This window comes from Cellulomonas sp. ICMP 17802, from assembly GCF_041295535.1.
Taxonomy (GTDB): domain Bacteria; phylum Actinomycetota; class Actinomycetes; order Actinomycetales; family Cellulomonadaceae; genus Cellulomonas.
In genome coordinates, this window is record NZ_JBGFQZ010000034.1 from 1 (window position 1) to 13,688 (window position 13,688).

A 13,688-nucleotide genomic window follows, 5' to 3' on the forward strand; every position below is an offset into this window, starting at 1 on the left:
TGGCGACGCGCACCTCGTCGGGCGCGGCGAGGACGTCGACGCGCGCGCCGGGCGTCGAGAGCGGGCCCACCGCCCCCACGGCCCCCGGCAGCAGGACGACGCGTGCGGCCCCGGAGTCGGCGACGGCCCGCTCGAGGTGCACGGGCCGGATCGGCGCCTCCGGGCACTGGACGACGGTGACCGCGCCCGCGGCGGCGTACCAGGCGGCGAGCCCCGGCGCGGCCGTGCAGACCACGACGCCCCACCGCTCCCGGCCGTCCGGTCCGCCGTGCAGCGCCGACCCGCCGGCGTGCGCCCCCGCGAGAAGCCGGACGAGCACCTGCTCCCGCCGGCCGAGCGCGGCGCCCGCGATCGCCTCGGCCGGGTGGTCGGTGTGCACGTGCACGTGCCACCAGCCGTCGCCGCCCACGACCGCGACCGAGTCGCCGACCGCGCCCATGCGCCGCCGCAGCTCGGCGCCGGTGTCCACCGGCACGGTCGGCCGCGGGCCGTCGTCGCTGACGAGCAGCATGACCTCGAACGCGCCGCCGGTCGGCTCCGCGGACGTGTGGTGCGCGGCCGCCGTCGGCAGCCAGTCGAGCGGAACCCGGACCGGACGCTCGTCGGCCACGGACCGCGCGAGCGCGTCGAGCACGACGAGCAGCGCGCACGCACCGGCGTCGAGCACGTGCGCGGCCCGCAGGACCGGGTGCGCCGCGCTGATCCGCCCGAGCCCCCGCAGCGCCTCCGCCACGGCCTCGGCGAGCACCGTCGGCAGGTCCGCGCCCGCGTCCGCCGCGGTGGTGGCCGACCTGCCCACCACGGCGGCCAGCGTGAGGACCGTGCCCTCCTGGGGCTCGACCGTGGCCTCCCGCGCGGCCCGGGCGGCGACCACCAGGCAGTGCGCGACCTCGCGGGCACCCGCCCCGGCCGGCAGCCCGCGCGCGAACCCGGTGAGGTACTGGCTCACGATGACGCCGGAGTTGCCGCGCGCCGCCAGCAGCGACCCCCGGGCGAACGCCCGGGCCACGTCGGGCGCCGCGGCGTCCGGGGCGAGCAGCTCCACCGCCCCGAGGCCGCCCTCGACGGTCAGCAGCACGTTGGTGCCCGTGTCCGAGTCCGCCACCGGGAAGACGTTGACGGCGTCGATCCGGTCCCGCGCCTCCGCCAGCGCGGCGCGGGCGGCGCCGGCCCACGCGCGCACCGCCGCTGCCTCGAGCAGATCCACCGCACCTCCGTGATCTCTGGCTGCACCGGCGAGCCCGGCTGCACCGGCGGCACCACCCTGCCTCATCGCGCCCACATTTGGGTCGACGTCCGCCATGGGCTAGTCTTGACCGGTTGCCCGGCCTTGCTGGGCGCTGGTGGTGCCCCGTCGCGGCCCCCGAATCCACTTCCGGAGTCGGAGTCGCTCGTGCGCCCCGACCCATGACTTCGCCGCACACGCGGCACATGATCCGTACAGAGCAACAGGAGAAGACCGTGGCTGCCAACTGCGACGTCTGCGCCAAGGGCCCGAGCTTCGGGCACAGCATCTCGCACTCGCACGTGCGCACGAAGCGTCGCTGGAACCCGAACATCCAGCGCGTGCGTGCCGTCGTCGCGGGGACGCCCAAGCGTCTCAACGTGTGCACGTCGTGCCTCAAGGCCGGCAAGGTGCAGCGCGCCATCTGACGTCTGACCGACTGTCCGAAGGCCCGTGAGGTTGTCACCTCACGGGCCTTCGCCATGCCCGGTCCGTGTGGCAGGGTGACCTCCATGGTCGAGCAGCTGGACGAGGTGACGATCCGGATCGCCACCGAGGGGGACGCAGCGGGCATCGCCCGGGTGCACGTACGGTCCTGGCAGGAGGCGTACGCGGGCATCGTGCCCGAGGCGTACCTCGCCTCCCTGGACGCGGGCGAACGGACGGCCCAGTGGGGTCAGTACCTGCGCCAGGGACCGGCGGAGGACATCCGCACGTGGGTCGCCGTCGCGCCGGACCGCACCGTCGGGTTCGTCACCGTGGGGCCCAGCCGCGACGAGGACGCGCGGCGGGGCGACCGGGAGATCTTCTCGATCTACCTCGATCCCGGCACGTGGGGGCACGGTGTGGCCCGCGACCTCATGCGGACCGTGATCGGCGAGGTCGGCGAGAAGACGACGATCACCCTGTGGGTGCTGGCGGACAACGAGCGCGCCCGGCACTTCTACCGGCGGCACGGCTTCCAGGCGGACGGCGTGGAGCGGTACGACGACATCGGCGGCGAGAGCCTGCTCGAGGTCCGGTACCGCCGCGGCTGACGCCGCCCCGACCTACCCGCCGAAGTGGTCCCACCCCGACCGTGCGGGCGCGGGTCGGCCGTCGACCCAGACACCTGGGGCCTCGCCCGCGGGCACGTCGTGCACGCGACCGACGGCGCGGAACGGCTCCGGCAGCTCGACCCCGGCCGGGAACGTCGCCAGCAGCCCGTGGTCCTCGCCGCCGTCCAGCACCCAGCGCAGCGCGTCGGCGCCGAGCGCCGCGGCGGTCGGCGCCAGCCGGTCCACGTCCGTCGCGAAGGCCGACGCGTCGAGGTCGACCCGGACGCCGCCGGCGCGGGCCAGCCGACCGGCGTCGCGCAGCAGCCCGTCGGACACGTCCATCATCGCGGTGGCTCCCGCCGCGGCGGCCGCAGGCCCGGCCGCGAGCGGGGACCCGGGCCGCAGGTAGGCGTCCACCAGCTCGGCGTCGGGCTGGGCCCGCCCCGACCCGAGCAGGGCCAGGCCGGCCGCCGACCAGCCGGCGACCCCGGCGTGCGCGACGACGTCCCCGGCGCGGGCACCCGACCGCAGCACGGGGGCGCGGCCGCCCAGGTCGCCGTGCGCGGTCACGGCGACGACGACCACCGGGCCGCCCGAGAGGTCGCCGCCCACCACGCCGACCCCAAGAGGCGCACACTCGGCGGCCAGGCCTCGCGCGAGGCCCTCCACCCACGACGCGGGCAGGTCCGCCGGGACCACCAGGGCGACGACGAGGCTGGTGGGCCGGGCGCCCATCGCGGCCACGTCGGCGAGGTTCTGCACGGCGGCGCGCCGACCGACGTCCTCCCCCGAGGACCACGACCGGCGGAAGTGGCGGTCCTCGACGAGCACGTCGGTGGTCACCACGAACCGTCCGTCGGGCGCGGCGACGACCGCCGCGTCGTCGCCGGGCGGCACGAGGGTGTCGGCACCCCGGGGCAGCAGCGGGAAGATGCGGGCCAGCAGGGCCTCCTCGGACAGCTCGGAGACGAGCGGGGCGTCGGTGGGGGTGTCGCCGGTCACCCCGACACGGTAGAGGGTCGGCGGTCCGGCCGGGTTACCGTGACGGGGTGCCTCTGCAGCCCCTGAGCCGACCGCTGCTCGCCGTGGTCTCGGCCGCCGGCGTCGCCGTGCTCGCCGGGTGCGCCAGCACGGTGCCGGCGCAGGTGGCGCCCCACGCGACCGACCCGGTGTGCGCGTCCGTCGTGCTGGCCGTGCCCGACTCGCTGGGCGACGGCCTCCCCCAGCACGACACCACGGCACAGGCCACGACGGCGTGGGGTGACCCCTCGGCGCCCCTCGTCCTGCGGTGCGGGGTCGAGCCCCCGGGCCCGACCACGGACCACTGCCAGACGGTCGAGACGCCGGGCGGCCCGAGCATCGACTGGGTGGTCGTCGAGGGCGCGGACGGCGACTGGACGTTCACCACCTACGGGCGCGTGCCGGCCGTCGAGCTGCACGTGCCCGCCGCGGTCGCGCGGGAGCGCTCGACGGCGTTCGTCGACCAGCTGGGACCCGCGGTCGCCCTGACCGCGCAGGAACGGTCCTGCCTGTAGGTCAGCGGCCGTACTGCGCGGCGACGGGGCAGTCGAACGCCGCCCGGTCCGCGAGCCCCACCCGGTTCAGGTAGTCCACGACGATCCGGTACGACCGGAAGAAACCGACCTCGGTGTACGTGATCCCGCGCTGCTCGCAGTACGCCCGGACCACGGGCTGCACGTGCTTGAGGTTCGGCCGCGGCATGCTGGGGAACAGGTGGTGCTCGACCTGGTAGTTGAGCCCGCCCATGACGAAGTCGACGGCCACGCCGCCGCGGATGTTGCGGGACGTCAGCACCTGACGACGCAGGAAGTCCACCTTGAGGCCGGCGGGGATGATCGGCATGCCCTTGTGGTTGGGCGCGAACGACCCGCCGAGCAGGACGCCGAACAGGGCCATCTGCACCCCGATGAACGCGACGGCCTTGCCGGGCGGCAGCAGCCAGAACAGCAGGCCGGCGTAGACCGCGAGCCGCGTGATCACGATCGGGGCCTCGACCCAGCGGTGCGGGACCTCGCCCTTGGCCAGCAGCAGCCGCACGCTCGAGACGTGCAGGCTCAGGCCCTCGAGCGTGAGCAGGGGGAAGAAGAACCAGCCCTGGTGACGCCCGAACCAGGCGCGCCAGCCCGTGCGGGTCTCCAGCGCGTCCGCGGTCCAGACGACCACCCCGGGGGCGATGTCGGGGTCCGACCCCACCTGGTTGGGCGAGGCGTGGTGCCGGTTGTGCTTGTTGCGCCACCACGTGTGGCTGAGGCCGACGAACCCGCCGGCCAGGATGCGGGAGGTCCAGTCGTTCCACGGCCCGGACCGGAAGATCTGGCGGTGCGCGCTGTCGTGCCCCAGGAACGCGATCTGGGTGAGCACGACCGCGAACCCGGCCGCGACGGCCAGCTGCCACCACGAGTTGCCGACGAGGACGACGGCCACCCACACCGCGGCGAACGCCAGGACCACGGCCACGAGGCGCGTCCAGTAGTAGACGTAGCGGCGGCGCAGCAGACCGGACTCGCGGACGTAGGCGGCGAGCGCCGAGTAGTCCTGCGTGGTGGCCGTTCGTGCGGGAATGGATGCCCCGGGCGACACGGTCGCGCTCATGCGCCCGCCTCGTGGGTCGAATCTGTCGGCGAGACGGCCATGGCGGTCACCATCGATCTACGGGAGCCGGCGCGCCTGCCGGCCGTGCGGCGCACCCCCGGTCGAGGGTGCGGAGGGGCGCAGGGCGTCCCGACGGTGATGGGGGGACGACCACCGCGGACGACGACGTTGTCGGGAGCGGTCCATCACGAATGCCCTGAGGGTAGCCCGACAGGGCCCCGGATGGGCGCACGTCCAGGTGAAGGGTCAGCGAAGACCCGTGGGCCGCGCGAGCGCGAGCCGCAGGAGCTCGTCCACCAGCTCGGCGTAGCCGACCCCGGACGCCTCCCAGAGGCGCGGGTACATCGAGTACGGCGTGAACCCCGGCATGGTGTTGATCTCGTTGACCACCACGTCGCCGTCGGGCGTGACGAAGACGTCGACGCGCGCCAGACCCTCGCAGCCGACCGCCTCGAAGGTGCGCACCGCGGCGTCCTGGACCGCCTCGACCACGCCCTCGGGCAGGTCGGCGGGGCACGCGAGCGTCACACCGGCCTCGTCGAGGTACTTGGCCTCGAAGTCGTAGAACGCGTGCCGGGGGTCGGTGACGACGATCTCGCCCGGCAGCGACGCGCGCGCCCGGTCGCCGTCGTGCCCACCGAGCACGCCGCACTCGATCTCGCGCCCCACGACGGCCGCCTCCACGATGACCTTCGGGTCGTGCAGCCGGGCCGCGTCGACCGCCGCCGGCAGGTCGGCCAGGGAGGTGACGCGGGAGATCCCCAGGCTGGAGCCGGCGCGCGCGGGCTTGACGAACACGGGCAGCCCGAGCTCGGCGACCCGGGCGGTGACGCCCTCGGGGTCGCGGTCGAGCTCGCCGGGCTGGATCACGCGGAACGGCCCGACGGGCAGCCCGTGGCCGGCCAGCACGACCTTCATCATGTGCTTGTCCATGCCGACGGCGGACGCGAGCACGCCGGCGCCCACGTAGCGCACGTCGGCCAGCTCGAGCAGCCCCTGCAGGGTGCCGTCCTCGCCGAACGGCCCGTGCAGCAGCGGGAAGACGACGTCGACCTCGCCCAGGACGCGCGGCAGCCGCCCCGCCTCGAGCACCTGCACGTCGCGGTCGTCGACGGCCTGCGGGAGCAGCACGTGCGCGGCGGTGTCCTCCACCTGCGGCAGGCGGCCGTCGACGATCGCCCAGCGGTCGGGGTCGTCGTCGGCCAGCACCCAGCGGCCCGCGGGGGTGATGCCCACGGCCAGCACGTCGTAGCGGTCGCGGTCGATGGCCCGCAGCACGCCGCCCGCGGTCGCGCAGCTGATCGCGTGCTCGCCGGAGCGCCCGCCGAACAGGACCATCACGCGGGGGCGGCGGTCGGCCCCGGAGGTCGGGGCGGAGGTCTGCGGGTGGCCCGAGGGCTGTGCGGTGGCGTCCATCGCGCCCGACCCTACCGGTCGGCGAGCGGGCCCCGGGCACCGGCCCGGTAACCTGCCCCGGTGACCTCGGAGCGCATCGACGACCTCGCCCCCGCGACGCTCGTGGTGGCCGCCGGCAGACCCGACCGGGCCCAGGGCGCGCCGGTCAACCCTCCCCTGGTCCTCTCCTCGACGTTCGTCTCCCGCGGCGTGCCGGGGCCGGGCGAGCCGCTGTACGGCCGCATCGACGCCGAGACCTGGCACCCGTTCGAGCAGGCGCTCGGCACGCTCGAGGGCTCGGCGCACCCGGCTCTCGTGTTCGGCTCGGGCATGGCCGCCATCGCCGCGGCCCTCTCGCTCGTGCCGCCGGGCGGCCGCCTCGTGCTGCCGCGGCACTCCTACCAGGTGACCCTCGGCTACGCCCAGGACCTGCACGAGCGCCTCGGGGTCGACGTGGCGCTGGTGGACATCGACGACACCGACGCCGTGCTCGCCGCGCTGCGCGAGCCCACGTCGATGCTCTGGGTCGAGACCCCGACCAACCCCATGCTCGAGGTCGCGGACCTGCCGGTGCTGGTCGAGGCCGCGCACGCCGCCGGCGCCCTGGTCGGCGTGGACAACACGTTCGCGACGCCGCTGGTGCAGCGCCCGTTCGCGCACGGCGCGGACGTCGTCGTGCACTCGGTGACCAAGTACCTCGCGGGGCACACCGACGTCGTGCTGGGCGCCGCGCTGGCCGACGACGACGACCTGCACGCCCGCCTGCACGCGTACCGGACGCTGCACGGCTCGATCGCCGGCCCGTTCGAGGTCTGGCTGGCGCTGCGCGGCCTGCGCACGCTCGCGCTCCGGGTCGAGCGCTCCCAGGCCAGCGCCGCCGAGCTCGCGCGCCGCCTGAGCGCGCACCCGGCCGTCGCCGAGGTCCGGCACCCGAGCCTGCCCACCGACCCGGGGCACGAGCGCGCCGCCCGGCTCATGGACGGCTTCGGGTCGATCATCGGCCTGCGCCCCGTCGGCGGCCCGGACGCCGCAGACGCCGTCGTGGCCGCGCTGCGGCTCTGGGTGCCCGCGACCAGCCTCGGCGGCGTCGAGTCGACGCTCGAGCGCCGCCGCCGGTTCGCCACCGAGTCGGTGACCGTGCCGGAGGACCTGCTGCGGATGTCGGTGGGCATCGAGGACGTCGAGGACCTCTGGGCCGACCTGGACCGGGCGCTGCGGGCCCTCTAGGCCCCTTCGGCCTTGTGCGGCCGGGCGAGGAGCAGCGCGGCCAGCTGGTCGACCGGGAGCCCCTCGTGCAGCACCTTGACCACGGCGGAGGTGATCGGCATCTCGACGCCCAGCGTCGTGGCCAGCTCCAGCACGGACCGGCTCGACTTCACGCCCTCGGCGGTGCCGCCCGTGGCGGAGATCGCCTCGTCCAGCGTCATCCCGCGGCCGATGTGCCCGCCGAGCGTGTGGTTCCGCGAGTCGGGCGACGCGCAGGTCGCCATGAGGTCCCCGAGCCCGGCCAGGCCGGGGAACGTGTCGGCGTCGGCGCCCAGCGCCAGCCCGAGCCGCGTGATCTCGACCAGGCCGCGCGTGATGACCGTCGCCATCGTGTTGTAGCCGAGGCCCCGGCCCTGCGAGATGCCGACCGCGAGCGCGATGACGTTCTTCACCGCCCCGCACAGCTCGACTCCGACGACGTCGTCGTTGGTGTACGGCCGGAAGTAGGCGGACGCGCACGCGCGCGCCACCAGCTGCGCGGTCGCCTCGCTGGTCGACGCCACCACGGTCGCGGTGGGCTGCCGGTGCGCGATCTCGAGAGCGAGGTTGGGGCCGGACACGACCGCGACCCGGTCCGCGGGGATGCCCAGCGCCTCGGAGACGACCTCGCTCATCCGGCGGTCGGTCGAGAGCTCGACGCCCTTCATGAGGGACACGGCGACGGCGTGGGCGGGGACGGCGTCGGCGAGCGGCGTGAGCGTCGCCCGCGCGCTCTGGGACGGGATCGCGATGGCGACGACGTCGGCGCCCGCGAGGGCCGCGCGCGCGTCGGTGGTCGCCCGCACGCGCGCGGGCAGCGTGACGCCCGGCAGGTACGCCTCGTTGCGGCGCTCGTCGCCGATCTGCCGGCACACCTTCTCGTCGCGGCCCCAGACCGTGACGTCGCAGCCGGCGTCGGCCATGACGGCCGCGAACGTGGTGCCCCACGCGCCGGCGCCGAGCACGGCGGCACGCAGGCGGGGAGCACCCTCGACGGCCGGACGCTCCTCGGCCACCTGGTCCGCCGTCACGGCAGCTCCGGGTGGGTCGCGTGGTCGCCGCCGACCCTCTTCTCACCCTGCGCGAGCGGCTTGCGCATGTCGTAGCGGACGGCCGGGGGCTCCTCGCCGCGGATCTCCTGCAGCAGCGCGGTGATCGCGGTCATCACGCGCTCGGTGGCCTCGCGCAGCGTCTTGGTGTCCTGCGGGCGGTCGTACAGGTCGTCGAGGTGCACCGGCGGGCCGGCCACGACCGTCACGAGCTTGCGCGGGATCGGCTTGAGCAGCTTGCCGTAGCGCGCGAGGAGGTCCTGTGCGCCCCACTGCGCCACGGGGATGACCGGCGCCTTCGTGGTGAGCGCGAGGCGGGCGATGCCGGTCTTGCCGACCATGGGCCACAACTCGGGGTCGCGCGTCAGGGTGCCCTCGGGGAAGACGGCGACCGCGTCGCCCGCCTCGATCGCCGCGATGCCCGCCGTCAGGGAGTCGCCGGCCGACGAGGTGTTCCGGTACACCGGGATCTGCCCCGTGGCGCGCAGCACGCCGCCCAGCACCGGCACCTTGAACAGGGGCGCCTTCGCCAGGATCTTCGGCGCGAATCCGTTGTCCCACAGGAAGTGCGCGAACGTCAGCGGGTCGATGTTCGTCATGTGGTTCGACGCGACGATGAACCCGCCCTCGGTGGGGAGGTTCTCGGTGCCGCGCCAGTCCCGACGCGTCATGGCGAGCATCGGGGGGCGCACGATGCGCGCGACGTTGCGGTAGGCGCGATTGGATCTGACCGGCGGCTGCACGGGAGCCGATGCTACCGGGCGCCCGGCGCGCACCGGACGCTCACGGCCGCACGAGCTCCCGGCTGAACTCGGCGCCCAGGGCCTCGAGCTTCTCGGTGAACCGCTCGTACCCGCGGTCGATGAGGCTGATCCCCCGCACCGACGAGGTGCCCTTGGCCGCCAGCGCGGCGATGAGGTGGCTGAACCCGCCCCGCAGGTCGGGCACCTCGATGTCGGCGGCGGCCAGCGGCGTCGGGCCCGAGATCACCGCGGAGTGCAGGAAGTTGCGCTGCCCGAACCGGCACGGCCGGCCGCCCAGGCACTCCTTGTAGACCTGGATCGTCGCGCCCATGCCCACCAGGGCGTCGGTGAAACCGAACCGGTTCTCGTACACGGTCTCGTGCACGATCGACAGGCCCTTGGCCTGCGTGAGGGCCACCACGAGCGGCTGCTGCCAGTCCGTCATGAACCCCGGGTGCACGTCCGTCTCGAGCGTGATCGAGCGCAGGTCGCCGCCCGGGTGGAAGAACCGGATGCCGTCGTCGTCGATGGCGAACTCGCCGCCCACCTTGCGGAACGTGTTGAGGAACGTCGTCATCTCGGGCTGCGTGGCCCCGCGGACGGTGATGTCGCCGCCCGTCGCCAGCGCGGCGGACGCCCACGAGGCCGCCTCGATCCGGTCGGACAGGGCCGTGTGCCGGAACCCGACCAGGCGGTCGACGCCCTCGATCCGGATCACCCGGTCGGTGTCGACCGAGATGATCGCGCCCATCTTCTGCAGCACGTTGATGAGGTCCATGATCTCGGGCTCGATCGCCGCGTTGGACAGCTCGGTGACGCCCTCGGCCCGCACGGCCGTGAGCAGCAGCTGCTCGGTGGCCCCGACGCTCGGGTACGGCAGCGCGATCTTGGTGCCCTGAAGGCGGCGGGGCGCCCGGATGTGGATGCCGTTGTCGGTCTTGTCCACGACCGCGCCGAACTGCCGCAGGATGTCGAGGTGGTAGTTGATCGGCCGGTCACCGATCCGGCAGCCGCCCAGGTCGGGGATGAACGCCTCACCCAGCCGGTGCAGCAGCGGGCCGCAGAACAGGATCGGGATGCGGCTCGACCCCGCGTGCGTGTCGATGTCCGCGACGTGCGCCGACTCGACGTCCGTCGGGTCGAGGTGCAGCACGCCGCCCTCCGCGTCGGCGTCGACCTTGACGCCGTGCAGCTCCAGCAGGCCGGTGACCACGGCCACGTCGCGGATCTGGGGGACGTTGCGCAGCACGCTCGGCGTCTCGCCCAGCAGGGCCGCCACCATCGCCTTGGAGACGAAGTTCTTGGCGCCGCGCACGGTGATCTCGCCCGACAGCGGGGTGCCGCCGTTGACGTACAGCAGATCCGTCATGGAAAGGTCGGTCATCTAGCCATCGTCTCCCACCCGCGGGGGTGCTCCCGACCGTCCGCGTCCCGGCACGCCGGGGCGGCGCGGAACCTTCACAGGATCGGGCTCCGCGATTACTTCTTCTTGGTGCGACCCTTGCCCGCCGACTTCTTGGCGGCCTTCTTCTTGGCGTCGGCCTTGCTGGACTCGGCCTTCTTGGCCTCCGCCTTCTTGGCGGCACGCTTCTTCGCGTCCGCCCTCTTGGCGTCGTCGGCCCGCTTCTTGACCGCGGCCTTCTTCGCCTCGGCCTTCGCCTTCGCCTTCGCGGTGGCCGAGGCCGTCGCCGTGACCTTGGCCGCCGGCTTGGCGCGGACCTTCTCGGTCGGCGCGGCGACGGGGGTCTGCTCTGCCGCCGCGAGTCCCTGCAGGGAGCCCAGGTCGGCGACCGCACCCAGCGGAGCGCCCGGGCCTGCGGCGACCCGGGCGCGCAGCGTGGCGCCGGGATGGAACCGCGCGACCGTGGTCGCCGCCACCTCGAGAGCCTCGCCCGTCCGGGGGTTGCGGCCCGTCCGGGCCGCGCGACCGGCCGCCTCGAACGTGCCGAAGCCCGTGAGCGTGACGCGCTCGCCGGCCGCTAGGGCGGACGTGATCTCGTCCAGCACGGCGTCGACCGCGGCGAGCGCGGCGGCCTTCGAGGCCCCGCGCGCGGCGATCCGGTCAGCGATCTGCGACTTGCCCGGCATGGTCGTCCCTCTCGTCGCCGGCGCGCGTCCCGCACCGGACCCGGCACCCACCGTAGCCATCGGACGAACCCGGCGGGCCACCTGGGAGGCGACCCGCCGGGACGGTCAGGGCTTGCGGCCGATCTCGACCGGGACGCCCACCGGCCGCGCGGCCACGATCTCGACGGGCGGCAGGTGCTTGGCCGGCAGGGTCGCGGGCCGCCACGGCTCGCGACGCGCCTCGAACGCGGAGATCTCGTCGGCGTGCTCGAGCGTGAGCCCGATGTCGTCGAGACCCTCCATCAGACGCCAGCGGGTGTAGTCGTCCACCTGGAACGGCACGACGACGTCGTCGCACGTGATCGTCTTCGACTCGAGGTCGACCGTCACCGCGGTGCCCGGACGGGTCTCGAGGATCTTCCAGATCAGCTCGATGTCCTCCTGCGACGCCTGCGCGGCGAGCAGCCCCTGCTTGCCGGAGTTGCCGCGGAAGATGTCCGCGAAGCGGTTCGAGATGACGACCTTGAAGCCGTAGTCCTTGAGCGCCCAGACGGCGTGCTCGCGCGACGAGCCGGTGCCGAAGTCGGGCCCGGCGACGAGCACCGAGCCGGCCTTGTAGGCGTCCTGGTTGAGGATGAACGACGGGTCCCCGCGCCAGGCGGCGAACAGGGCGTCCTCGAACCCGGTGCGCGTCACGCGCTTGAGGTAGACGGCCGGGATGATCTGGTCGGTGTCCACGTTGCTGCGCCGCAGCGGGACGCCGACGCCGGTGTGCTGGCGGAACTTCTCCATCAGTCTTCTCGCTTCCTTGGTCAGACCGTCTGGAGGTCGGTGAGGGGGCTGCCGTCCGGCGCGGGCGCCCCGGTGTCGAGGTCGGCGTACGACGAGAGCGTGCCGCGGATCGCGGTGGCGGCGGCGACGAGCGGGGACACCAGGTGCGTGCGTCCGCCCTTGCCCTGCCGCCCCTCGAAGTTGCGGTTCGACGTGGACGCCGAGCGCTCCCCCGGGGCGAGCTGGTCGGGGTTCATGCCCAGACACATCGAGCAGCCGGCGTTGCGCCACTCGGCGCCGAAGTCGAGGAAGATCTTGTCCAGCCCCTCGGCCTCCGCCTGCAGGCGCACGCGCGCCGACGCCGGCACCACGAGCACGCGGACGTCGTCGGACTTGTGCTTGCCGCGGATGACCTTGGCCACCGAGCGCAGGTCCTCGATGCGGCCGTTGGTGCACGAGCCGATGAACACCGTGTCCACCTTGATCTCGCGCAGCGGCTGGCCGGGCGTCAGCCCCATGTACTCGATGGCCCGCTCGGCGGCGACGCGCTCGTTGGCGTCGGCGATCTCCTCCGGCACCGGGACCGAGCCCGACAGCGGCAGGCCCTGACCGGGGTTGGTGCCCCAGGTCACGAACGGCTCGAGGTCCGCGGCCTCGAGCACGACCTCGACGTCGAACTGCGCGTCGTCGTCGCTGCGCAGCGTCCGCCAGTACTCCACGGCCGCGTCCCAGTCCGCGCCCTCGGGCGCGTGCGGGCGGCCCTGGAGGTACGCGAAGGTCGTCTCGTCCGGCGCGATCATCCCCGCGCGCGCGCCGGCCTCGATCGACATGTTGCAGACCGTCATGCGGGCTTCCATCGAGAGCGCGCGGATGGCCTCGCCGCGGTACTCGAGCACGTAGCCCTGCCCGCCGCCCGTGCCGATCTTGGCGATGATCGCCAGGATGATGTCCTTGCTGGTGGCGCCGGGCGGGAGCTCGCCGTCGACCGTGATGGCCATCGTCTTGAACGGCGCCAGCGGCAGCGTCTGCGTGGCCAGCACGTGCTCGACCTCGCTGGTGCCGATGCCGAACGCGAGCGCACCGAACGCGCCGTGCGTCGAAGTGTGCGAGTCGCCGCAGACGACCGTCAGGCCGGGCTGCGTCAGACCGAGCTGGGGGCCCACCTGGTGCACGATCCCCTGGTCGGCGTCGCCGAGCGAGTGGATGCGGACGCCGAACTCCGCGGCGTTGTTGCGCAGCGTCTGGATCTGCGTGCGGCTCGTCTCGTCGGCGATGGGCCGGTCGATGTCGAGCGTGGGAGTGTTGTGGTCCTCGGTCGCCAGCGTGAGGTCCGGGCGGCGCACACCGCGGCCGGCCAGCCGGAGACCCTCGAACGCCTGGGGGCTCGTCACCTCGTGCACGAGGTGGAGGTCGATGTAGAGCAGGTCCGGAGCGCCGTCCGTGCCGCGTCGCACGACATGCGCGTCCCAGACCTTCTCTGCCAACGTGCCGGCCATCTTCTCGGTCCGTTCTCTCGTTCGTTCCGTCGGCCGGGAGTGTGGTT

The 13,688-nt window shown here is 74.1% G+C and carries 14 protein-coding genes; 4 read left to right on the plus strand and 10 right to left on the minus strand.

The window, feature by feature from the left end; all coding sequences use genetic code 11:
• Nucleotides 1-1,207, minus strand: a 1,207-nt coding sequence (locus tag AB5970_RS17055; protein ID WP_370505142.1) for a DAK2 domain-containing protein, incomplete at its 3' end; no start/stop codon positions are given.
• A gap of 254 nt (nucleotides 1,208-1,461) precedes the next feature.
• On the opposite strand from AB5970_RS17055, the gene rpmB reads away from it, so the two are divergent.
• Both rpmB and AB5970_RS17065 read left to right on the plus strand, forming a co-directional pair.
• Complete coding sequence (gene rpmB, locus AB5970_RS17060) at nucleotides 1,462-1,653, plus strand: 50S ribosomal protein L28 (RefSeq protein ID WP_028050248.1); 192 nt, start codon at nucleotides 1,462-1,464, stop codon at nucleotides 1,651-1,653.
• Between the two features lie 84 nt (nucleotides 1,654-1,737).
• Complete coding sequence (locus AB5970_RS17065) at nucleotides 1,738-2,262, plus strand: GNAT family N-acetyltransferase (protein ID WP_370505143.1); 525 nt, start codon at nucleotides 1,738-1,740, stop codon at nucleotides 2,260-2,262.
• A 12-nt stretch (nucleotides 2,263-2,274) separates the two neighbouring features.
• Here the strand turns inward: AB5970_RS17065 and AB5970_RS17070 are convergent, their stop codons facing one another.
• Nucleotides 2,275-3,264, minus strand: a complete 990-nt coding sequence (locus AB5970_RS17070; RefSeq protein ID WP_370505144.1) for a thiamine-phosphate kinase — start codon at nucleotides 3,262-3,264, stop codon at nucleotides 2,275-2,277.
• Nucleotides 3,265-3,311: 47 nt separating this feature from the next.
• Between AB5970_RS17070 and AB5970_RS17075 the strand changes: the two genes are divergently transcribed.
• Nucleotides 3,312-3,797, plus strand: coding sequence for a DUF3515 family protein (locus AB5970_RS17075; RefSeq protein WP_370505145.1), 486 nt, complete (start codon nucleotides 3,312-3,314; stop codon nucleotides 3,795-3,797).
• A 1-nt stretch (nucleotide 3,798) separates the two neighbouring features.
• On the opposite strand, the gene AB5970_RS17080 is transcribed toward AB5970_RS17075, so the two are convergent.
• Complete coding sequence (locus AB5970_RS17080; RefSeq protein WP_370505146.1) at nucleotides 3,799-4,875, minus strand: fatty acid desaturase family protein; 1,077 nt, start codon at nucleotides 4,873-4,875, stop codon at nucleotides 3,799-3,801.
• 246 nt (nucleotides 4,876-5,121) lie between these two features.
• A complete protein-coding gene (locus tag AB5970_RS17085; protein WP_370505147.1) occupies nucleotides 5,122-6,291 on the minus strand; it encodes a D-alanine--D-alanine ligase family protein in 1,170 nt (389 codons plus the stop codon).
• A 60-nt stretch (nucleotides 6,292-6,351) separates the two neighbouring features.
• On the opposite strand from AB5970_RS17085, the gene AB5970_RS17090 reads away from it, so the two are divergent.
• Entirely contained in the window at nucleotides 6,352-7,497 is a 1,146-nt protein-coding gene (locus AB5970_RS17090) for a trans-sulfuration enzyme family protein (protein ID WP_370505148.1), read from the plus strand.
• Here the strand turns inward: AB5970_RS17090 and AB5970_RS17095 are convergent.
• From AB5970_RS17095 to leuC, 6 genes are all read right to left on the minus strand, one after another.
• Nucleotides 7,494-8,546, minus strand: a complete 1,053-nt coding sequence (locus tag AB5970_RS17095) for an NAD(P)H-dependent glycerol-3-phosphate dehydrogenase (protein ID WP_370505149.1) — start codon at nucleotides 8,544-8,546, stop codon at nucleotides 7,494-7,496. The two genes, AB5970_RS17090 and AB5970_RS17095, sit on opposite strands and share 4 nt — an antisense overlap.
• On the minus strand, nucleotides 8,543-9,307 hold the full coding sequence (locus AB5970_RS17100; RefSeq protein WP_370505150.1) for a lysophospholipid acyltransferase family protein: 765 nt from the start codon (nucleotides 9,305-9,307) through the stop codon (nucleotides 8,543-8,545). Before AB5970_RS17100 ends, AB5970_RS17095 begins: the two co-directional genes overlap by 4 nt.
• 40 nt (nucleotides 9,308-9,347) lie before the next feature.
• On the minus strand, nucleotides 9,348-10,676 hold the full coding sequence (gene murA / locus AB5970_RS17105; protein ID WP_370505173.1) for a UDP-N-acetylglucosamine 1-carboxyvinyltransferase: 1,329 nt from the start codon (nucleotides 10,674-10,676) through the stop codon (nucleotides 9,348-9,350).
• Between the two features lie 110 nt (nucleotides 10,677-10,786).
• Complete coding sequence (locus tag AB5970_RS17110) at nucleotides 10,787-11,395, minus strand: HU family DNA-binding protein (RefSeq protein ID WP_370505151.1); 609 nt, start codon at nucleotides 11,393-11,395, stop codon at nucleotides 10,787-10,789.
• A 105-nt stretch (nucleotides 11,396-11,500) separates the two neighbouring features.
• Nucleotides 11,501-12,166, minus strand: a complete 666-nt coding sequence (gene leuD / locus AB5970_RS17115) for a 3-isopropylmalate dehydratase small subunit (RefSeq protein ID WP_370505152.1) — start codon at nucleotides 12,164-12,166, stop codon at nucleotides 11,501-11,503.
• A 20-nt stretch (nucleotides 12,167-12,186) separates the two neighbouring features.
• A complete protein-coding gene (gene leuC, locus AB5970_RS17120; protein WP_370505153.1) occupies nucleotides 12,187-13,641 on the minus strand; it encodes a 3-isopropylmalate dehydratase large subunit in 1,455 nt (484 codons plus the stop codon).
• Between the last annotated feature and the right edge of the window lie 47 nt (nucleotides 13,642-13,688).

What these genes read in the sequence shown, in the direction of transcription:
- AB5970_RS17065 (WP_370505143.1), top strand. Translation starts at nt 1,738, where the DNA reads ATGGTCGAGCAGCTGGACGAGGTGACGATCCGGATCGCCACCGAGGGG.
- AB5970_RS17080 (WP_370505146.1), bottom strand. Translation starts at nt 4,875, where the DNA reads ATGAGCGCGACCGTGTCGCCCGGGGCATCCATTCCCGCACGAACGGCC.
- AB5970_RS17085 (WP_370505147.1), bottom strand. Translation starts at nt 6,291, where the DNA reads ATGGACGCCACCGCACAGCCCTCGGGCCACCCGCAGACCTCCGCCCCG.
- murA (WP_370505173.1), bottom strand. Translation starts at nt 10,676, where the DNA reads ATGACGGATCTGCTGTACGTCAACGGCGGCACCCCGCTGTCGGGCGAG.
- AB5970_RS17110 (WP_370505151.1), bottom strand. Translation starts at nt 11,395, where the DNA reads ATGCCGGGCAAGTCGCAGATCGCTGACCGGATCGCCGCGCGCGGGGCC.
- leuD (WP_370505152.1), bottom strand. Translation starts at nt 12,166, where the DNA reads ATGGAGAAGTTCCGCCAGCACACCGGCGTCGGCGTCCCGCTGCGGCGC.
- leuC (WP_370505153.1), bottom strand. Translation starts at nt 13,641, where the DNA reads ATGGCCGGCACGTTGGCAGAGAAGGTCTGGGACGCGCATGTCGTGCGA.